Origin of the sequence: Streptococcus sp. 27098_8_103, assembly GCF_041432345.1 — a bacterium.
Classification (GTDB): Bacteria; Bacillota; Bacilli; order Lactobacillales; family Streptococcaceae; genus Streptococcus; species Streptococcus mitis_BV.
The window spans coordinates 1-20,758 of sequence record NZ_JAPVZK010000033.1 but is presented as its reverse complement, the minus strand read 5'-3'; the positions used below and the strand labels follow the sequence as shown (position 1 = coordinate 20,758).

The window sequence follows — 20,758 nt, the reverse complement described above, 5'->3', positions numbered from 1 at the left end:
TTTTTTCAGCCATATATTTTTCTATTCTAGTTGCTTATTTGCTTGCCCAGTAGTATACTAAGTTTAACCTTACAGAAAGCGGTAAGAAATAATGAAAATGTCTACTTTTTTCAAAAAAAGTTTCTGATCAACCTTTTTGACTGTTCAGCAAACATATATACTATTTTATCTAAAGGATGGTTTGGATCGACAATACCTAACAACTGAGTCTATATATTTGGTGATAGGAAACTTTATATTTGCAAATATTTGCGTAGCTATCTTTAGCAATTCGAAAACTTGGGATAAAAAGAAAAATGGCAGTAAGAAAAAGTATATTCTGAAAAAGTAATCTGAGATGTAGGGAATTGGTCTGATTCAATGGAGATGATTTCCAGTTGACGCAAGCTTAAAAAAACGTTATAATAAGAAAGTTGAGAATTGATTTTCAGTTATCTTAGTCCAGAGAAATGGCGGTGCTGCGAGCCATCTAAGCTAGAAAGTCATGCTACTCAATCATACAATTGCATAAGAATAAGAGAATGACAAGTTCATTGAATGAAGGTGGTACCGCGGTTTTTCGCCCTTCGTGATATGAGCTTGTCTTTTGGTTTTTGGAGGTGTTGATGAAAACATTTCTTGTCAAACAAAAATTTCGTCTTGGAGGCGAACGCTTCGCTATCAAGGATGACAGGGGAGAAATCGCCTATCAGGTAGAGGGATCATTTTTTAAGATTCCTAAAACTTTTACCATCTATGATGCTAATGGTGAACAGGTCAGTCAGATCAGTAAAGAAATCTTGACCTTGCTTCCTCGTTTTGAGATTCAGCTTCGAGATGGCTCGAGTTTTTCATTCGTAAGAAGTTGACCTTCTGGCGAGATAAGTATGAGTTTGATAATCTAGGTCTTCGTATCGAGGGCAATATCTGGGATTTGAATTTCAAATTGCTGGATGATCGTGATCAACTGATTGCTGAAATTAAGAAGGAACTCTTCCATCTGACCTCTACCTATAGCGTAACGGTTCTTGAGGACGCTTATGCAGATCTAGTCATTTCCCTCTGTGTCGCGATTGACTATGTGGAAATGCTGGAAAGCCAATCACATTAAACAAGTAAATAAGGAGACAATATGAAACAACTATCTAGTGCACAAGTACGCCAAATGTGGCTTGATTTCTGGGCGACCAAAGGTCACTCAGTAGAACCATCAGTGAGCTTGGTTCCTGTAAATGACCCAACTCTTTTGTGGATCAACTCTGGGGTAGCAACTCTTAAGAAATATTTTGACGGGACTATTATCCCAGAAAATCCACGTATTACCAATGCGCAAAAGGCTATCCGTACCAACGACATCGAAAACGTAGGGAAGACAGCACGTCACCATACTATGTTTGAAATGTTGGGGAACTTCTCTATCGGAGATTACTTCCGTGACGAAGCTATCACTTGGGCTTATGAGCTTTTGACCAGCCCAGAATGGTTTGACTTCCCAGCTGAAAAACTTTACATGACTTACTATCCAGATGATAAAGATTCTTACAACCGCTGGATTAAAGTGGGAGTGGACCCAAGTCACTTGATTCCAATCGAGGACAACTTTTGGGAAATCGGTGCGGGACCTTCTGGACCGGACACAGAGATTTTCTTTGACCGTGGAGAAGCTTTTGACCCAGAAAATATCGGTCTTCGCCTTCTTGCAGAAGATATTGAAAATGACCGTTACATCGAAATCTGGAACATCGTTTTGTCACAATTTAACGCGGATCCTGCTGTTCCTCGTAGCGAGTACAAGGAATTGCCACATAAGAACATTGATACGGGCGCTGGTTTGGAGCGTTTGGTGGCGGTTATCCAAGGTGCTAAGACTAACTTTGAAACAGACCTCTTCATGCCAATCATTCGTGAAGTGGAGAAATTGTCTGGTAAGGTTTATGACCAAGATGGCGATAACATGAGCTTCAAGGTCATCGCTGACCACATCCGTTCTCTTTCATTTGCTATTGGTGATGGTGCCCTTCCAGGAAATGAAGGCCGCGGTTATGTCCTTCGTCGTTTGCTCCGTCGTGCTTCTATGCATGGTCAAAAATTGGGTATCAATGAGCCTTTCCTTTACAAACTCGTTCCAACTGTTGGAAAAATCATGGAAAGCTACTACCCAGAAGTGCTTGAAAAACGTGACTTTATCGAAAAAATCGTTAAGAGCGAAGAAGAATCATTTGCGCGTACTCTTCACTCAGGTCAACACTTTGCCCAAGGCATTGTAGCAGACTTGAAAGAAAAAGGTCAATCTGTCATTGCTGGTCAAGATGTATTCAAACTTTACGACACTTATGGATTCCCAGTTGAATTGACAGAAGAAATTGCTGAAGAAGCTGGTATGACTGTGGACCGTGAAGGCTTTGAAGCAGCCATGAAAGAACAGCAAGAACGCGCGCGTGCTTCAGCTGTTAAAGGTGGCTCAATGGGTATGCAAAATGAAACCCTTCAAAACATCACTGTAGAAAGTGTCTTCAACTACAATGCTAGCCAATTGTCTTCTAAATTGGTGGCTATAGTGGCTGACAATGCAGAAGTAGAATCTGTATCAGAAGGAACTGCCTCTCTTATCTTTGCGGAAACGCCATTCTATGCTGAAATGGGTGGACAGGTCGCTGACCACGGACAAATCTTGGATGAGTCAGGTAAGGTCGTGGCTACTGTGATAAATGTTCAAAAAGCACCAAACGGACAAGCTCTTCATACAGTTGAAGTCCATGCACCACTTGCCTTGAACCAAGAATATACCTTGACAATTGATACTAATCGTCGTCACCGTGTCATGAAAAACCACACAGCGACTCACTTGCTTCACGCTGCCCTTCACAATATCCTTGGAAACCACGCGACACAAGCAGGATCTCTTAATGAAGTTGAATTCCTTAGATTTGACTTTACCCACTTCCAAGCAGTGACTGCTGAAGAATTGCGTGCGATTGAACAGCAAGTCAACGAGAAAATCTGGGAAGCTCTTGAAGTGAAGACAGTTGAAACAGATATTGACACTGCTAAAGAAATGGGAGCTATGGCCCTCTTTGGTGAGAAATACGGCAAAGAAGTCCGTGTTGTTACTATAGGTGACTACTCTATCGAGCTTTGTGGTGGTACCCACGTTGGCAACACTTCTGAAATTGGTCTTTTCAAGATTGTCAAAGAAGAAGGGATTGGATCAGGAACTCGCCGTATCTTGGCAGTGACTGGTAAGGAAGCCTTTGAAGCCTACCGTGAACAAGAAGATGCTCTTAAAGCAGTCGCAGCAACATTGAAAGCACCTCAAGTCAAGGAAGTACCTCACAAGGTAGAAGGACTTCAAGAACAACTTCGTCAATTGCAAAAAGAAAATGCTGAATTGAAAGAAAAGGCCGCAGCTGCAGCTGCAGGCGACATCTTCAAGGATGTGAAGGAAGTCAACGGTCACCGTTACATTGCTAGTCAAGTATCTGTATCTGACGCTGGTGCCCTTCGTACTTTTGCAGATAACTGGAAACAAAAAGATTACTCTGATCTTCTTGTCCTAGTTGCTGCTATCGGTGACAAGGTCAATGTCCTTGTAGCAAGTAAGACAAAAGACCTTCATGCAGGAAACCTTGTCAAAGAATTGGCACCAATCGTCGATGGACGTGGTGGTGGTAAACCAGACATGGCCATGGCAGGAGGAAGCAACCAAGCTAAGATCCAAGAATTGTTGGATGCAGTAGCAGGTAAATTGTAATCAAGTAATACTCTTCGAAAATCAATTTCAAACAATGTCAGCTTCGCCTTGCCGTAGGTATAGGTAACTGACTTCGTCAGTCTTATCTACAACCTCAAAACTGTGTTTTTAGCAACCTGCGACTAGCTTCCTAGTTTGCTCTTTGATTTTCATTGAGTAAAAAGATCTATCCATTTGGATAGGTCTTTTTGTGAATGCAAAAAAGCCAAATCTGATTGGATCTGGCTTGAATATTATGAGCTATTAAATAGTATTAGCTGCCCAGACACTTACCGAAGCAGCTGAGACTGGAAATTGTCCATAACCTTCCTCATCAATTGTAACTTGACCTTGGTGGTTTTCGAGTAAATCTACAAAGGTTTGGTTAGCCCATTCTTGGCCGACAAACATTGATTTGCTGTTTTCTTGGTCATTTGAAATCAAGACTGCTATTGGGGATTGATTTTCAGCACCTGAACGTACCCAACCGATACAGTTTGCGTCATCAAAGTAGTCTGTTTGTTCTCCATAGGCCAAATCTTTTCGGATGGCTAGGAGGAGGTCAAGGACTTCTTTGAAATCTTGTTGAGCATACTGCCCTGAAATACCATAGTAGTCTCCGTAAAAGACACATGGCAGTCCATTTTGGCGTAGCAGAATGAGTGCATAGGCTGCTGGTTTGAACCATTCTTCAACAGTTGACTCAAGGGCTTGTCCTCTTTGAGTATCATGGTTGTCGACAAAGGTTACAGCCTTGTAAGGTTTGAGTTCAACCAAGCTATCTGTGAAAATGCCGCGAAGGTCATAGTTTGCGCCAGCTTGACTGGCTTCAAAGAGATTCTGGTGGAGACGAACATCGACTAGGTCAAAGCGTTCTTCCGTTTTTTCAAGATAGTCCAGATTGGCTTCTTTGTCAGGATTCCAGAATTCACCAAAAACATAGAAATCCTCACCGTATTTTTCCTTCATATCGCGGATGAAATTGCGCATAAAGAAGGAATCGATGTGTTTAACAGCATCCAAGCGAAAACCAGCTACACCAGTCGTTTCCATGAACCAGTCAGCCCAGTCATAGATATTTTGGATGACTTCAGGATGTTTAAAGTCTAGGTCGGCATACATGAGGTAGTCGTAGTTACCATTTTCATTATCGACCAATTCCTCGTTGGCCCAGCCCTTGTTGTCTCCTTGAATCAGATAAATTCCTGATTTACGGCGTTTAGCATCGTAGTCTGTACCTGTGAAGTGGTACCAGTGCCAGTGAAAGTCATTATAGGTATCTTGGCGACCATCGAAGGTAAAGCTAGTCCAGCCATTGATGGTGAAGGGTTCTCCGAGCTCGACTGTACGGTCAACCGGATCCACTTCGATGACTTGAAAGGCTTCCATGTGATCGGCAGCAGCCTTGTGATTGAGTACCACATCGGCCATAGGCTGGATCCCATGTGCTTTTAGTGCTTGAATGGCTTGAAGATAGTCTTCTTTGAAACCATACTTGGTGCGGACAGTCCCTTTCTGGTTGAACTCACCAAGGTCAAATAGGTCATAGACCCCATAGCCGACATCTTTTTCGTTGGTAGCTTTAAAAGCTGGTGGCATCCAGACATGGCTGATACCGAGATCGGCTAGGTGTGGAGTATCTTCAGCTAGACGCGTCCAGTGCTGGCCGTCGTGGGGCAGATACCATTCAAAGTATTGCATGAGTGTTTGATTTTGCATGATGTTTCCTCTTACTTGTCAATCTTGTTCTTTATTCTATCATAAAGTATCGGTTAGCTCAAACGTTTGCGTAAAACTGAATAATAAGTTTTTGACTATTTTATATAAAATGTTGATTTTTAAAATGAAAGCGCTATAATTATAGTAAATTACATAGATAAAGAGAGGAGATTTCTCATGATTGAATTTCAAAATGTTAGTAAGGTGTATGGTGATAAAGAGGCCTTGAGCAATCTCAATTTGCAGATTGAGAATGGGGAGATTATGGGCTTGATTGGCCATAATGGGGCTGGAAAATCGACTACTATAAAATCCTTAGTCAGTATTATTTCGCCCAGCAGTGGTCGTATTTTGGTAGACGGTCAGGATTTATCGGAAAATCGCTTGGCTATCAAACGAAAGATTGGCTACGTAGCAGACTCGCCTGACTTATTTTTACGCTTAACGGCCAATGAATTTTGGGAATTAATCGCCTCCTCTTATGATCTGACTAGCTCTGACTTGGAGGCTAGTCTAGCTAGGCTATTGAAAATTTTTGATTTTGCTGAAAATCGCTATCAGGTCATTGAAACTTTTTCTCACGGAATGCGTCAGAAAGTCTTTGTCATAGGGGCACTCTTGTCTGATCCTGATATTTGGGTCTTGGACGAACCCTTGACTGGTTTGGATCCCCAGGCTGCCTTTGATTTGAAGCAGATGATGAAGGAACATGCACAAAAAGGCAAGACGGTCTTGTTTTCAACCCATGTTCTAGAGGTGGCCGAGCAAGTCTGTGATCGGATTGCCATTTTGAAAAAGGGGCATTTGATTTATTGTGGTAGCGTGGAGGACTTGAGAAAAGACCACCCAGACCAGTCTTTGGAAAGTATCTACCTTAGCCTTGCTGGTAGAAAAGAGGAGGTTTCAGATGCGTCTCAAGGTCATTAAAAAATTAGTGGATATCAATATTCTCTATTCATCTCAAGAAGCTAATCTGGCTAACCTACGAAAGAAGCAAGCTAAAAATCCTGGAAAAAAAGTAAATGTTTCCGCTAGAGTCCTAAGTTCTTACATTTTTTCTAGTCTCTTGATGCTTTTCATGTTTATAAATATAGCCTTTCGTTTTCCTTTTGAGGAAATGCCAAGTTTTTTTAGTAGCATGGTTGCTATTTTACTGGTGCTTGCCTTTTCAACTTCTTTCACTGCATTTTACAATGTCTTTTATGAGAGTAAGGATTTGGTATCGTATAGACCCTATGCCTTTAAAGAATCAGAGATTATAATCGCTAAAGGACTGTCTGTCCTCTTGCCAGCTCTGCCTGGAATTGTACCAATCCTAGCTTATTTTCTAGTCCTCTACATTAGGCTAGCACCTTCTCTTTGGCTGGGCTTGCCTTTGATGCTGCTGTCCTTGGCCCTATTAATTGTCTCTGTTAGTTTAGTGATGGTAGTGGCAGTACATTTCTTGGCTCAGACTAGGGTCTTCAGAAAGTATCAGTCTATTTTTGCGAATGTGATGATTGGGATAGGAGTTCTCATACCTTTAATATTTGTCTTCTTTCTACAGTCGACTTCTGGAGTTATAGTTGACAGAGTTAGAGACATTCCACCTCTTCTTTATCCTATTCATCTCTTTTACAAAATAGCAGTGGAGCCTTTTTCGACAGAAGCCATCTTGGGTTTGCTCGCTTGGATAGGACTAACTCTCTTCCTGCTTTATCTGACCAAAAAGAAGGTTTTGCCTCGTTTTTATGATGTGATCCTACTTAATAGTGAGGAGAAGGTCAAAAAAGAACGTCGCAGCAAGGAGAGGATTTCAACTACTAAAAAGGGATTTTTCCGCATGGTTTTGCGCTACAACCTCTCCCTCTTGGGACAGGGAACCGGCGTGGTTACAGTGCTTTTTACAAGTGCTTTCCTTCCTTATCTCATGATGATTGGTCTGATTTCCAAAATCCGAGATTCTCAGATAGTTCCAGACATTCATCCTCCATACTGGTTACCCTTGTTTTTTATAGCTCTCTTTATAGCAGTTGTCAATAACAATATCACCAGCCTGCATTCAATTGCCTTGTCTTTAGAGAGGGAAAATTTTGATTTTCTGAAGAGTTTACCCTTTGACTTTGCTCGTTATGTGAAAGTGAAATTTTGGATTATATTTGCTGTCCAGTCCTTTTTACCAATTCTGACTTTACTTGGTTTTTCTCTATATCTAGGCTTGCCCATCCTTTCGATGATTTACCTTCTTGTAGTCTGGACCCTTGCCAGTGTCATCCTTTCTTGTCACCATTATTTTAAGGATGTGAAGAATCTGTCAACCAATTGGAGTAGTATTACTGACCTAGTGAATCGTTCAAATGGTATAGTCAAAATTGTTTTACTCTTAATTTATTGTGGTATCTTGTCGATTTCAGCCCTTGTGAGCATATTCTTGGTTCGGTCTCTATCTACTATCCTTGCCATCAGCTTGGGAGTAGGAGCTCTTATCCTCTTACTTGGTCTTGCTATATTTAGCTATCATTACTACCTGTCACGCATATTAGCAGAAGTAGAAAAAAGATGAGCTAGTTGGTCGCTTGCTTGATAAATTTTTAAAAAGAAATGCTCCTCCAAGACGGAAGAGCATTTTTTATTGTGATTTTGATTCGGTTTCTGCCGACTCTGGATGGAGTTCTTGGTAACTTGGTGCCTTGAAAAGGTCAGTACTGGTCTTACCTTGTCGTTGGCTAAAGAGACTGGTTGATTGACTACCTTTTTCCTGCTCAATCTTTTGAAGAATTGGTAAAGAATTGAGGTAAGAAATACTTTCTGTATCAACTTTTCCAAGATGATCTGCTTGGTAGAAACGTATCAAATCGCCAGTTTGAATCTGGTCGCTGATTTTCAGCTGTTGGCTGGCTGCCTGCCGAACAATGTCTAGTTCAGTCTGAGCTTGTTCATCAAGATTGCTGATTTCAAGACCGCTCTCAGTATAGTAGGTTCGTCCGTCATAACTGGTGTATTTTGGTGTAACGAAGGAATTGGCAGTCCGAAAGGCAACGATTTCTTGATGATCTGGAGACAGAAGATCTTGTCCAACTTGAAGGAAGGAATTGGACTCAATACCAAGGAGGTGTTCGAGAGTCGGTAAGATATCGATTTGTCCACCGTAGGTATTGATGATTTGTCCTTTTTCATAGCCAGGCATGACCACCATAAAAGGCACTCGTTGCAACATGGCATTGTCGTAATTAGACCAGTTCTCAGAAGTCTTACCAATCAAGGGAGCCAGGTCAGGATTGCGGGAGTTAGAAATTCCATAATGGTCTCCGTAGATGACGATGATGGATTTTTCATAGAGGCCACTTTCTTTGAGATAGTCAAAGAAGGCCTTGATAGCACTATCCAGATAGTTAGCCGTTTGGAAGTAGCCATTGATTGTTTCATCTTTGGTTTTAGCCAGTGGGAAACCAAGCTCATCGCCTGTCAGATTGCTAGCATAGGGATAGTGATTGGACACCGTGATATACTTAGCATAAAAAGGCTGCTGCAAGTGCTCTAGATATTGGATAGAATCTTTCATCATGATTTTATCATTTAAACCATATTGGAAAGAATTGCTACTGTCTTGCTTGGTAAAATAGGAAGCATCAAAGAAGTATTGGTAGCCCCATTGTTTGTAGGTTGTATTTCGGTTCCAGAAGGTCCCAATATTACCATGAAAGACTGCACTTGATTGGTAGCCATTTTTTGATAGGATAAAAGGCGCAGCCTGCTGGGTATTGGTACCTCCATAGTTGACCATGAAGGAACCTTGGTCAAGTCCAAACAAACCAGTCTCCAGCATGGTTTCCGCATCTGAGGTCTTACCAGCCTTGACTTGGTTAAAGATATTCGAAAAGGCTAGGGTTGATTGCGAATGGTAGAGTGAATTAAGGAAGGGAGTGACTTCATGATCAGTTCCATCTATGTTGAGTTTATAGTCCAGTAGGAACTGCTGGAAACTTTCCAAGTGGAGATAAATCACATTTTTCCCTTTGGCTAATCCAAAATAGTCTGGATTGGGCTTAGCAGAATGTTCTTGGACATAATCTGTAATAGGTTGAAGGTCGGTCTCAGAGGCCTTAGCACGTTCTTTGTTGGCGCTATAGGATTGGTTGGCACTATAACCTAAAAAGGCTGGCAAACTAAGGGCACGAACAATATAATAATTAGAAAATCCTCGCGATAGGAGATCGGGACGTTCGATTTCAGCCAAGAAAAGATTAGCAGAAAAGAGCAGGGCTGAGAGAGCAGTGATAGCAACACTGGAGCGGAATTTGAAAGGTCTCCTATCCAGCTGGATGAGCTTCTTATAGAGAAGATAAGCCAGCAATGGGAAATCCATAAAATAGATGAAATCCCAAAAGCGCAGTAACTCTAGTTCGGCAGTACCAACAGACACCTTGCTGACCACTTTCATGGTATTGGCCGTGATAAAGTCACTAAATTCTCGATAGTAAAAGATATTGGAATAAAGCCAAATGAACAAAAGGCTATAAATAGCTATACTAAGGCCATAAAAGATCTTGGTTGACCGAGCATAGAGGGCTAGAGCCAGCAGGAGGAGTCCCAAGGGAAGGGGATTGAAAAAAGCGATAAAGGCAAGGTAATTCCCTTGCAGCTTGCCCAATTGAATATCTAAATTAAAGTCAACGGTATAGGCTAGTAAGGTTTTGAGCCAATAGAGGATTAAAAGGGTTAGGACAAAACCCAGTCTGGTACCCATGGCTTTTTGGATTTTGCTAAAATTGATTCTCACACAATTACTTCCTAAGTTTTTATTAGTATTAGTATACCATTTTTTAAAACTAGAGTAAAAAAGCAAGGGTAGTTTCTTTTTTGAGAATTGTCACAAAATTTGCTATAATAGTGACTATGAATAGAATAAGAGTCAGCAAAAGGGTTGAAAAAAAGCTTTCAAAGGGACTAGTTTTACTAGAAGCCAGTGATCTTGCAGATGTTCATCTCAAGGATCAGGAAGTAGAAGTTCATAGTCAAGATGGAAACTTTCTTGGTACTGCCTACCTTTCTCAGCAAAACAAGGGCTTGGGCTGGTTTGTGAGCACAGATAAGGTGACCTTCAATCAAGCTTTCTTTGAAGCACTGTTTAGACAAGCTAAAGAAAAGAGAAGTGCCTACTATCAAGACGAATTGACAACTGCCTTTCGTCTCTTCAACCAAGAGGGAGATGGCTTTGGCGGTCTGACAGTGGACCTTTATGGCGACTATGCTGTTTTTTCTTGGTATAACTCTTATGTTTATCAGATTCGTCAGACCATCTCAGAAGCCTTTAGACAGGTTTTTCCTGAGGTTTTAGGGACCTATGAGAAGATCCGTTTTAAGGGTTTGGACTATGAATCTGCCCATGTTTATGGCCAAGAAGCACCTGACTTTTTCACTGTTCTGGAAAATGGTGTTCTGTATCAAGTCTTTATGAATGATGGCTTGATGACAGGGATTTTCCTAGACCAGCATGAAGTTCGCGGTAGTTTAGTGGATGGCTTGGCTATGGGTAAATCCTTGCTCAACATGTTTTCCTATACAGCAGCTTTTTCAGTAGCTGCGGCCATGGGAGGAGCAAGCCAGACTACTTCGGTTGACCTAGCTAAACGTTCACGAGAATTGTCTCAAGCGCATTTTCAGGCAAATGGAATCAGTACAGACGACCATCGTTTTATAGTCATGGATGTCTTTGAGTATTTCAAGTATGCCAAGCGAAAAGGCTTGACCTACGATGTGATTGTCCTAGATCCGCCTAGCTTTGCTCGGAACAAAAAACAAACGTTCTCTGTGGCCAAGGATTATCACAAGTTGATTTCCCAGAGTCTTGAGATTTTAAATCCGGGCGGTATTATTATTGCCAGCACCAATGCTGCCAATGTTTCCCGCCAGAAATTTACAGAACAAATTGATAAAGGCTTTGCAGGAAGAAGTTACCAGATTTTAAATAAATACGGTCTTCCAGCAGATTTTGCCTATAATAAAAAAGATGAAAGTAGTAATTACCTCAAGGTGATTAGTATGAAGGTTAGTAAATGAAATTAATTGTTTCAGTAATGCCAAGAAGTTTAGAGGAGGTCCAGGCTCTGGATGCCACGAGGTACCTGGATGCCGACATTATTGAATGGCGTGCCGACTATCTGCCTAAAGAAGCGATTTTGCAGGTGGCTCCAGCTATTTTTGAAAAATTCGCAGGCCGTGAGTTAGTTTTCACCCTGCGAACTCGCTCTGAAGGGGGAGAAATCGACCTTTCTCCAGAAGAATATATCCATCTAATCAAGGAAGTGGCACAACTCTATCAACCAGACTATATTGATTTTGAGTACTACAGCTACAAGGATGTTTTTGAGGAAATGCTGGACTTTCCAAATCTCGTTTTGAGTTACCATAATTTCCAAGAAACACCTGAAAACATGATGGAAATCTTGTCAGAGTTGACGAGCTTAAATCCAAAACTTGTTAAGGTCGCGGTGATGGCTCACACGGAGCAGGATGTGCTAGACTTGATGAACTATACACGAGGATTTAAAACCCTTAATCCTGAACAGGAATATGTGACCATTTCTATGGGCAAGGTGGGCAAAGTCTCTCGTATCACTGCGGATGTGACGGGTTCTAGCTGGTCCTTTGCTAGTCTAGATGAGGCCAGTGCCCCTGGTCAGATTTCCTTAGCTAACATGAAAAAAATTCGGGAGATTTTGGATGAAGCTTGATGGCTATACACGTTTAGCTGCCGTTGTTGCCAATCCTATTAAGCATTCTATTTCCCCCTTCATCCATAATAGGGCCTTTGAGGCGACAGCTACCAATGGTGCTTACGTGGCTTGGGAGATTGAAGCGGGTGACTTGGAAGTCACAGTGGCTAATATTCGTCGCTACCAGATGTTTGGTATCAACCTGTCCATGCCCTATAAGGAGCAGGTGATTCCTTATTTGGATGGGCTGAGCGATGAAGCGCGCTTGATTGGTGCGGTTAATACGGTTGTCAATGAGAATGGCAATTTAATTGGATATAATACAGATGGCAAGGGATTTTTTAAGAGCTTGCCTTCTTTTACAATTTCAGGTAAGAAGATGACCCTGCTGGGTGCAGGTGGTGCGGCGAAATCAATCTTGGCACAGGCTATTTTGGATGGTGTCAGTCAGATTTCAGTCTTTGTTCGTTCAGTTTCTATGGAAAAAACAAGACCATACCTAGACAAGTTACAGGAGCAGACAGGTTTTAAGGTGGACTTGTATGCTTTAGAAGATGTTCCTGAACTGCAAGCAAGGATTGCTGAGTCGGATTTACTTGTCAATGCGACCAGTGTGGGCATGGATGGTCAATCATCTCCAGTTCCTGAAAACATTGTCCTATCAGAAACTCTTTTAGTAGCAGATATCATTTACCAACCCTTTGAAACACCATTTTTGAAATGGGCCAGAAGTCAGGGAAATCAAGCAGTCAATGGTCTGGGAATGTTGCTCTATCAAGCTGCAGAAGCTTTTCAACTGTGGACAGGAAAGGAAATGCCGACAGAAGAGATTTGGCAGTCCTTAACAGAAAAATACCAATAAAGAAAAGGAGATTCTCCTATGAAAATCAGAATCGATATTCCTCATCATCCTTATGATATTCAGATTGAAAAAGGCTGTCTGGCTCAGGCTGGTCAATGGTTGCGAGAACTATGGCAACCACAAAAAGTGGTCATTGTAACAGACAACCATGTAGCTTCTCTTTATGCAGAGAAGGTCAAGCTCAGCCTAGAAGATGCTGGTTTTCAGGTAGCGGTATTTGACTTTTTGGAAGGGGAAGAAAGAAAGAATTTAACTACTGTTCAGAAAGTCTATGAATTTCTTGTTAAGCAGGGGCTGACTCGTAGCGATGGAATCGTGGCTCTCGGAGGTGGTGTCGTTGGAGACTTGGCTGGTTTCGTAGCCTCTACCTATATGCGGGGTATTCACTTTGTTCAGATTCCGACCAGCTTGACAGCTCAGGTGGATTCTTCTATAGGTGGAAAGACGGGTGTTAATACTCCATTTGCTAAAAATATGGTGGGGACCTTTGCCCAACCAGATGGGGTTTTGATTGATCCACTTGTTCTTGAAACTCTCGGAAAAAGAGAATTGATTGAAGGAATGGGTGAGGTTATCAAGTACGGCTTGATTGAGGATCCAGCACTTTGGGCTCTCTTGACGGAGCTAGATGGTTCTGTAGAGAGCATTCTGGAACATGCAGAGACTTTAATTGAACATTCTTGCCAGGTTAAGCGTAAGATGGTAGTTGAGGATGAGTTGGACAATGGTGTTCGCCTTTACCTCAATTTTGGCCATACTATTGGTCATGCTATTGAAGCAACGGCCGGTTATGGCAAGGTCATGCATGGAGAAGCTGTTGCCATGGGCATGGTGCAGATTTCCAAGGTAGCTGAGGAAAAAGGCCTTATGCCAGCTGGCATAACTCAGTCCATTACAGATATGTGTCAGAAATTTGGCTTGCCTGTTGATTATGAAAACTGGGATGTTGACAAGCTTTATCAGGCTTTGACTCATGACAAGAAAGCGCGTGGCAATACCTTGAAATTGGTCTTGGTACCAGAGCTTGGTTCTGCAACCATCCACCCAGTTTCTCTGGAAGAGATGAAAGACTACTTGGTAAAATAAGGAGAACGTATGAGATATTTAACTGCAGGAGAATCACACGGTCCCCGTCTGACGGCTATCATTGAAGGAATTCCAGCAGGACTTCCCTTGACAGCAGAGGACATCAATGAGGATTTGAAACGTCGTCAGGGTGGATATGGCCGCGGTGGTCGTATGAAGATTGAGAGTGACCAAGTTGTCTTTACTTCGGGTGTTCGCCATGGGAAGACTACTGGGGCTCCCATTACTATGGATGTCGTCAATAAGGACCATCAGAAATGGCTGGATATCATGTCTGCGGAGGACATTGAAGACCGCCTTAAAAGCAAACGGAAAATCACCCATCCACGTCCAGGTCATGCCGACTTGGTTGGGGGCATCAAGTACCGTTTTGATGATTTGCGTAATTCCTTGGAGCGCTCATCTGCTCGTGAAACAACTATGCGGGTGGCAGTTGGCGCAGTAGCCAAACGCCTCTTGACTGAGCTGAATATGGAGATTGCCAACCATGTTGTAGTATTCGGTGGCAAGGAAATCGATGTTCCTGAAAATCTAACAGTCGCTGAGATTAAGGAACGAGTTGCCCAGTCCGAAGTTTCTATTGTTAACCAAGAAAGGGAACAGGAAATCAAGGACTATATTGACCAAATCAAGCGTGATGGAGATACCATCGGTGGGGTTGTCGAGACAGTTGTCGGAGGTGTTCCAGTTGGTCTTGGTTCCTATGTCCAATGGGACAGAAAATTGGATGCCAGACTTGCCCAAGCAGTTGTCTCTATCAATGCCTTTAAAGGGGTTGAATTTGGTCTTGGCTTTGAAGCTGGTTACCGCAAAGGTAGCCAAGTTATGGATGAGATTCTCTGGTCTAAAGAAGACGGCTATATTCGCCGTACTAACAATCTTGGCGGCTTTGAAGGTGGTATGACCAACGGGCAACCGATCGTTGTTCGTGGAGTTATGAAACCTATTCCTACTCTTTATAAGCCTCTTATGAGTGTGGATATCGAAACCCACGAACCTTATAAGGCAACCGTGGAGAGAAGTGATCCGACCGCTCTTCCAGCAGCCGGTGTGGTCATGGAAGCCGTTGTGGCAACGGTTCTGGCACAAGAAATCCTTGAAAAATTCTCATCAGACAATCTAGAGGAATTAAAAGAAGCGGTAGCCAAACACCGAGACTATACAAAGAACTATTAAGGAGTTCCTATGGCAAAAACAGTCTATATCGCAGGTCTTGGTTTGATCGGTGCCTCGATGGCACTTGGTATCAAACGCGATCATCCAGATTATGAAATTTTAGGTTATAATCGCAGTCAAGCTTCGAGAGATATTGCCTTGAAAGAAGGCATGATTGACCGTGCAACGGATGATTTTGCTAGTTTTGCTCCTTTGGCAGATATCATTATTCTCAGTTTGCCAATCAAACAAACCATTGCTTTCATTAAGGAGTTGGCCGACTTGGACTTGAAAGAAGGCGTGATTATTTCAGATGCCGGTTCGACCAAGTCAGCTATTGTGGATGCGGCGGAGCAATATTTGGCTGGCAAGTCTGTTCGTTTTGTCGGGGCCCATCCCATGGCTGGTAGTCACAAGACAGGGGCTGCCTCTGCGGATGTCAATCTCTTTGAAAATGCCTATTATATCTTCACACCTTCAAGCCTGACAAGTCAGGACACGCTTGATGAAATGAAGGATCTGCTTTCAGGTCTTCATGCCCGTTTTATCGAGATTGATGCCAAGGAGCACGATCGAGTGACTTCTCAGATTAGCCATTTTCCTCATATTCTGGCTTCCAGTCTCATGGAGCAGACCGCGGTTTATGCTCAAGAACATGAGATGGCAAGGCGATTTGCGGCCGGTGGTTTTCGAGATATGACTCGAATTGCGGAAAGTGAGCCAGGTATGTGGACTTCCATTCTCTTGTCCAATCGTGAGACTATTCTAGACCGCATTGAGGATTTCAAGGAACGGTTGGAAGCGATTGGGCAAGCCATCAGCAAGGGAGATGAAGAGCAAATCTGGAACTTTTTCAATCAAGCGCGTGAGCAACGTCAGGCCATGGAAATCCATAAGCGTGGTGGAGTGGATAGCTCTTATGACCTCTATGTCGACGTTCCCGATGAAGAAGATGTTATCCTGCGGATTTTGGAACTGCTACGTGGAACTTCCTTGGTTAATATTCACATCAATGAGGAAAACCGTGAGGATATTCACGGGATTCTACAAATTTCATTTAAAAATGCTCAAGACTTGGAACGAGCCGAGCACCTCATAACAGAAAATACCGACTATACAGTCGTCATTAAATAAGGAGAAAATCATGTCAAATATTTATGATAGTGCAAATGAACTCAGTCGCGGTCTACGCGAATTGCCAGAATACAAGGCTGTTAAAGCAGCTAAAGATGCTATTTCAGCAGATGTTGAGGCAAGCAAAATCTTTACAGAATATGTTGCCTTTCAAGAGGAAATTCAAAAACTAGCACAGACAGGTCAAATGCCAGATGCTTCCTTCCAAGCGAAAATGGAAGGCTTTGGCAAGCAGATTCAGGGGAACAGCCTCTTGTCAGAATTCTTTACCAAGCAACAACAATTGGCCATTTACCTTTCTGACATTGAAAAAATTGTTTTTGAACCAGTTTCAGAATTGCTAAAATAAGAAAATAACTATCATAAAGTCAGAAATTTTTAAGGAATTTCTGGCTTTTTATGATAAAATAGGTAAAAGTATTGCAAGTATGAGGTCTAGTATGAAACTAAAAACAAACATTCGCCACTTACACGGCAGTATCCGAGTTCCAGGTGACAAGTCTATTAGTCATCGTTCCATTATCTTTGGAAGTTTGGCTGAGGGTGAGACCAAGGTTTATGATATATTACGTGGCGAAGACGTCCTTTCGACCATGCAGGTTTTTCGTGATCTTGGTGTTGAAATTGAGGACAAAGATGGGGTTATTACCATTCAAGGTGTAGGCATGGATGGCTTAAAAGCGCCGCAAAATGCCCTTGATATGGGAAATTCTGGAACTTCGATTCGCCTGATTTCAGGTGTTCTTGCTGGTGCAGACTTTGAAGTAGGAATGTTTGGAGATGACAGTCTTTCCAAACGTCCTATGGATCGTGTGACCCTTCCACTGAAAAAAATGGGTGTTAACATTTCAGGGCAAACTGAGCGAGACCTGCCTCCCCTTCATTTAAAAGGGACGAAAAACCTAAGACCTATTCATTATGAGTTGCCAATTGCCTCTGCCCAGGTTAAGTCAGCCTTGATGTTTGCGGCCTTGCAGGCACAGGGGGAGTCTGTTATTATCGAAAAAGAGTGCACTCGTAATCATACGGAAGATATGTTACAACAATTTGGTGGTCATTTAAGTGTGGAGGGCAAGAAAATCACAGTTCAAGGACCACAAAAATTGTCAGGACAAAAGGTGGTTGTTCCAGGAGATATTTCCAGTGCAGCCTTTTGGTTGGTCGCAGGTTTGATTGTTCCAAACTCTCGTGTGGTGCTTAAGAATGTGGGCATCAACGAAACGCGTACTGGTATTATTGATGTCATTCGTGCCATGGGTGGAAAACTAGAAATAACTGAAATTGCTCCAGTCGCTAAATCTGCTACCTTGACTGTTGAGTCTTCTGATTTGAAAGGAACAGAGATTGGTGGCGCTTTGATTCCACGCTTGATTGATGAATTGCCAGTTATCGCTCTACTTGCGACCCAAGCCCAAGGTGTAACAGTTATTAAGGATGCTGAGGAACTCAAGGTCAAGGAAACAGATCGCATTCAGGTTGTGGCAGACGCTTTAAATAGCATGGGTGCGCATATCACACCTACAGCTGATGGAATGATTATCAAAGGAAAATCAGCCCTTAACAGTGCTAGAGTCAATACTTTTGGAGACCATCGTATCGGCATGATGACGGCTATCGCGGCCCTCTTGGTTGCTGAAGGAGAAGTGGAGCTTGATCGTGCAGAAGCCATCAATACCAGCTATCCTAGCTTCTTTGATGATTTGGAGAACTTGATTCATGGCTAAGGTGTTATTAGGCTTTATGGGAGCTGGCAAATCGACTATTGCAAGAGGCTTGGATCCAGCTTATCTCGATATGGATGCTCTGATAGAGAAGCGCTTAGGCATGTCTATTGCGGAATTTTTCTCGGAAAAGGGAGAAGAATCTTTTCGTCAGGTAGAGTCAGAAATCCTAGCTGAGTTACTACAAAGAGACAAAGTTGTGTCAACTGGCGGAGGAGTGGTTATTTCTCAGCGAAATCGTGACTTACTAAAGACAAATTCTGATAATATCTATCTGAAAGCTGATTTTGAAACCCTCTACCACCGTATCGCAGCTGATAAGGACAATCAGCGCCCGCTTTTTCTAAATAATAGCAAGGAAGAACTTGCAGCTATTTTTCAAGAAAGACAGGCTTGGTATGAGGAAGTGGCTAGTCGGGTTTTGGATGTGACCAAGCTAAGTCCAGAGGAAATTATAGAGGAACTAAGATGAAAATTGCTTATCTAGGTCCCAAGGGATCATTTTCACACCACGTTGTGCAGACTGCTTTTCCTCAGGAGGAATTGCAGGCCTTTGCCAATATTACAGATGTCATCAAGGCCTATGAGCAAGGCTTAGTGGACTATGCTGTGGTGCCAGTTGAAAATTCTATCGAGGGTAGTGTTCATGAAACCTTGGACTACCTTTTTCATCAGGCTCGCATCCAAGCAGTTGCAGAAATCGTTCAGCCTATTCATCAGCAGTTGATGGTGGTTCCAGGCCATACTAAGATTGAAAAGATTTTTTCTCATCCACAGGCTTTGGCTCAAGGAAAGAAATTCATCGATGAACAATATCCAGAGGCCCAAATCGAGGTGACTGCTAGTACAGCCTATGCGGCCCGCTTTATTTCCGAACATCCAGACCAATCTTATGCAGCGATTGCACCTAGAAGTTCTGCAGAAGAATATGGCTTGGAACTGATTGCTGAGGATATTCAGGAAATGGAAGCTAATTTCACACGTTTCTGGGTTTTGGGAGCTGAAGGTGCAGCCATTCCCTTGCAAGCACAAACTGAGAAAATGAGTTTGGCCTTGACCTTACCTGACAACCTTCCAGGTGCCCTCTATAAGGCCCTATCGACCTTTGCTTGGAGAGGAATTGATCTGACAAAAATTGAAAGTCGACCACTCAAGACAGCACTGGGAGAATACTTTTTCATTATCGATGTGGATTATGCCGATAAGGATTTGGTTAACTTTGCCCAAAAAGAATTAGAAGCGATTGGAATCCAGTATAAAGTACTGGGAGCCTATCCTATTTATCCAATATCAGACCACGGAAAGGAGAGAAGATGAGTAAAGAAAATCCCTTAAGTCATCATGAGCAGTTACGTTATGACTATCTCTTTAAGAACATTCATTACCTCAATGAGCGAGAGAAAAAAGAGTTTGCTTATTTGCAAGGTAAGTTAAATATGGCTAGTGGTAGTGAAGCTTCACCAGAAATTCATAGTGAAAATCATGATATGGAAGAGTCTTTCATGGAACCAATCAATCAGTCTCCTCTTCCATCTTATGGTAACCGTAGTCGTGCAAAAAAATACCATAAAAACTATTCTCAACCAAAGGTTAAACCTAAAAAACGTAAGATTCGTTGGGGGCGTATTTTTGCCGGACTGCTTGCCCTTTTAGCCTGTGTCGGTTTTGGCATGATTTTTATGTTCCTAAAAGGCTATTCAAATGCTGATCCAAACAAACCTGCCAATGCAAAGGCAGCTCAAGTAGAAGTTTTTCATGGTCAAGATACCAAGGATGGGGTTAATATTTTGATTATGGGAACGGATGGACGGATTGGCCAAAATAGTGCTGAGACGAGAACAGACTCTATTATGGTACTAAATGTTGGTGGCTCAGATAAGAAAATTAAGCTGGTCAGCTTCATGCGTGACAATTTGGTTTATATAGACGGTTACAGCCAAGTCATTAATGGTAGAAAGCAGTCCGATAATAAGTTGAATGTGGCCTATGAACTAGGGGAACAAGAGGGACAAAAAGGGGCAGAAATGGTTCGAAAAGTCCTAAAAGACAATTTTGACTTGGACATTAAGTACTATGCCTTGGTAGACTTCCAGGCCTTCGCAACCGCTATTGACACTCTCTTCCCAGATGGGGTGACAATTGATGCCAAATTCTCAACCTTGGAAGGTCAACTTTTAACCGAAGCTACGGTGGGAGATGATTTGCATGCTACGGAAACAGAGTCACCAACCCAGACTATTAAAGTTGGGAAACAGCAGATGAACGGTTCAACCTTGCTCAATTATGCACGTTTCCGTGATGATGATGAAGGTGATTACGGTCGTACCAAGAGACAACAGCAAGTGCTGACAGCTGTTCTGCAGCAACTCAAGGATCCAACCAAACTCTTTACTGGATCAGAAGCACTTGGTAAGGTCTTTGGGATGACCTCTACGAATGTTCCGTATAGTTTCCTACTGACCAATGGTTTATCTTTCCTAGATGGAGCGCAAAATGGCATTGAGAGATTAACAGTTCCAGAACTAGGTGATTGGGTCGATGCCTATGATGTCTATGGAGGACAGGCACTCTTAGTAGACCAAAATAAATATCAAACCAAGCTTGCTCAAATGGGAATGAGATAAGTTAAGATAGAAAAATCAAAGTTTGAAGGCTATTTATCTAGCAGTCAGGCTTT

General features: G+C 42.4%; 17 protein-coding genes and 1 pseudogene. 16 read left to right on the top strand and 2 right to left on the bottom strand.

What is annotated here, in order from left to right:
* Positions 1 to 136: 136 nt before the first annotated feature.
* From O3599_RS08735 to alaS, 3 genes and pseudogenes are all read left to right on the top strand, one after another.
* Positions 137 to 331 carry a hypothetical protein gene (locus O3599_RS08735; RefSeq protein ID WP_239822288.1) on the top strand — a complete coding sequence of 65 codons (195 nt, stop codon included), beginning with the start codon at positions 137 to 139 and terminating at the stop codon, positions 329 to 331.
* Between the two features lie 274 nt (positions 332 to 605).
* Positions 606 to 1,090, top strand: a pseudogene (locus O3599_RS08730) (LURP-one-related/scramblase family protein).
* 21 nt (positions 1,091 to 1,111) lie between these two features.
* Positions 1,112 to 3,730: an alanine--tRNA ligase gene (gene alaS, locus O3599_RS08725; RefSeq protein WP_247939396.1), complete on the top strand. Its 2,619-nt coding sequence runs from the start codon at positions 1,112 to 1,114 to the stop codon at positions 3,728 to 3,730.
* Positions 3,731 to 3,973: 243 nt separating this feature from the next.
* On the opposite strand, the gene O3599_RS08720 is transcribed toward alaS, so the two are convergent.
* On the bottom strand, positions 3,974 to 5,428 hold the full coding sequence (locus tag O3599_RS08720; RefSeq protein ID WP_247939395.1) for an alpha-amylase: 1,455 nt from the start codon (positions 5,426 to 5,428) through the stop codon (positions 3,974 to 3,976).
* 177 nt (positions 5,429 to 5,605) lie between these two features.
* Here O3599_RS08720 and O3599_RS08715 point away from each other — a divergent pair, with 177 nt between their 5' ends.
* Positions 5,606 to 6,355, top strand: coding sequence for an ABC transporter ATP-binding protein (locus tag O3599_RS08715; RefSeq protein ID WP_023946342.1), 750 nt, complete (start codon positions 5,606 to 5,608; stop codon positions 6,353 to 6,355).
* On the top strand, positions 6,336 to 7,970 hold the full coding sequence (locus O3599_RS08710) for a hypothetical protein (protein ID WP_023946344.1): 1,635 nt from the start codon (positions 6,336 to 6,338) through the stop codon (positions 7,968 to 7,970). The genes O3599_RS08715 and O3599_RS08710 overlap by 20 nt, the downstream gene beginning before the upstream one ends.
* A 66-nt stretch (positions 7,971 to 8,036) precedes the next feature.
* Here O3599_RS08710 and O3599_RS08705 read toward each other — a convergent pair whose 3' ends face one another.
* Positions 8,037 to 10,154: an LTA synthase family protein gene (locus tag O3599_RS08705; protein WP_247939412.1), complete on the bottom strand. Its 2,118-nt coding sequence runs from the start codon at positions 10,152 to 10,154 to the stop codon at positions 8,037 to 8,039.
* A 149-nt stretch (positions 10,155 to 10,303) separates the two neighbouring features.
* Here O3599_RS08705 and O3599_RS08700 point away from each other — a divergent pair, with 149 nt between their 5' ends.
* The 11 genes from O3599_RS08700 (at position 10,304) to O3599_RS08650 (ending at position 20,705) form a co-directional block, all read left to right on the top strand.
* The gene (locus O3599_RS08700) at positions 10,304 to 11,467 is read left to right on the top strand and encodes a class I SAM-dependent rRNA methyltransferase (protein ID WP_371512595.1); all 1,164 of its coding nucleotides are present in this window, start codon (positions 10,304 to 10,306) and stop codon (positions 11,465 to 11,467) included.
* The gene (gene aroD, locus O3599_RS08695; RefSeq protein WP_173875989.1) at positions 11,464 to 12,141 is read left to right on the top strand and encodes a type I 3-dehydroquinate dehydratase; all 678 of its coding nucleotides are present in this window, start codon (positions 11,464 to 11,466) and stop codon (positions 12,139 to 12,141) included. Before O3599_RS08700 ends, aroD begins: the two co-directional genes overlap by 4 nt.
* Positions 12,131 to 12,985, top strand: coding sequence for a shikimate dehydrogenase (locus O3599_RS08690; RefSeq protein WP_371512592.1), 855 nt, complete (start codon positions 12,131 to 12,133; stop codon positions 12,983 to 12,985). The genes aroD and O3599_RS08690 overlap by 11 nt, the downstream gene beginning before the upstream one ends.
* A gap of 18 nt (positions 12,986 to 13,003) precedes the next feature.
* Positions 13,004 to 14,071: a 3-dehydroquinate synthase gene (gene aroB, locus O3599_RS08685; RefSeq protein WP_049499661.1), complete on the top strand. Its 1,068-nt coding sequence runs from the start codon at positions 13,004 to 13,006 to the stop codon at positions 14,069 to 14,071.
* A gap of 9 nt (positions 14,072 to 14,080) precedes the next feature.
* Positions 14,081 to 15,247, top strand: coding sequence for a chorismate synthase (gene aroC, locus O3599_RS08680; RefSeq protein WP_020903195.1), 1,167 nt, complete (start codon positions 14,081 to 14,083; stop codon positions 15,245 to 15,247).
* A 9-nt stretch (positions 15,248 to 15,256) separates the two neighbouring features.
* A complete protein-coding gene (locus O3599_RS08675) occupies positions 15,257 to 16,360 on the top strand; it encodes a prephenate dehydrogenase (RefSeq protein WP_049547041.1) in 1,104 nt (367 codons plus the stop codon).
* A 10-nt stretch (positions 16,361 to 16,370) separates the two neighbouring features.
* On the top strand, positions 16,371 to 16,709 hold the full coding sequence (locus O3599_RS08670) for a YlbF/YmcA family competence regulator (protein ID WP_084954388.1): 339 nt from the start codon (positions 16,371 to 16,373) through the stop codon (positions 16,707 to 16,709).
* A 91-nt stretch (positions 16,710 to 16,800) separates the two neighbouring features.
* Complete coding sequence (aroA, locus tag O3599_RS08665) at positions 16,801 to 18,084, top strand: 3-phosphoshikimate 1-carboxyvinyltransferase (protein ID WP_247939394.1); 1,284 nt, start codon at positions 16,801 to 16,803, stop codon at positions 18,082 to 18,084.
* Entirely contained in the window at positions 18,077 to 18,553 is a 477-nt protein-coding gene (locus O3599_RS08660; RefSeq protein WP_247939393.1) for a shikimate kinase, read from the top strand. Before aroA ends, O3599_RS08660 begins: the two co-directional genes overlap by 8 nt.
* Positions 18,550 to 19,398: a prephenate dehydratase gene (gene pheA / locus O3599_RS08655; RefSeq protein ID WP_247939392.1), complete on the top strand. Its 849-nt coding sequence runs from the start codon at positions 18,550 to 18,552 to the stop codon at positions 19,396 to 19,398. Before O3599_RS08660 ends, pheA begins: the two co-directional genes overlap by 4 nt.
* Positions 19,395 to 20,705 carry an LCP family protein gene (locus O3599_RS08650; RefSeq protein WP_247939391.1) on the top strand — a complete coding sequence of 437 codons (1,311 nt, stop codon included), beginning with the start codon at positions 19,395 to 19,397 and terminating at the stop codon, positions 20,703 to 20,705. Before pheA ends, O3599_RS08650 begins: the two co-directional genes overlap by 4 nt.
* The last annotated feature ends 53 nt before the right edge of the window (positions 20,706 to 20,758 follow it).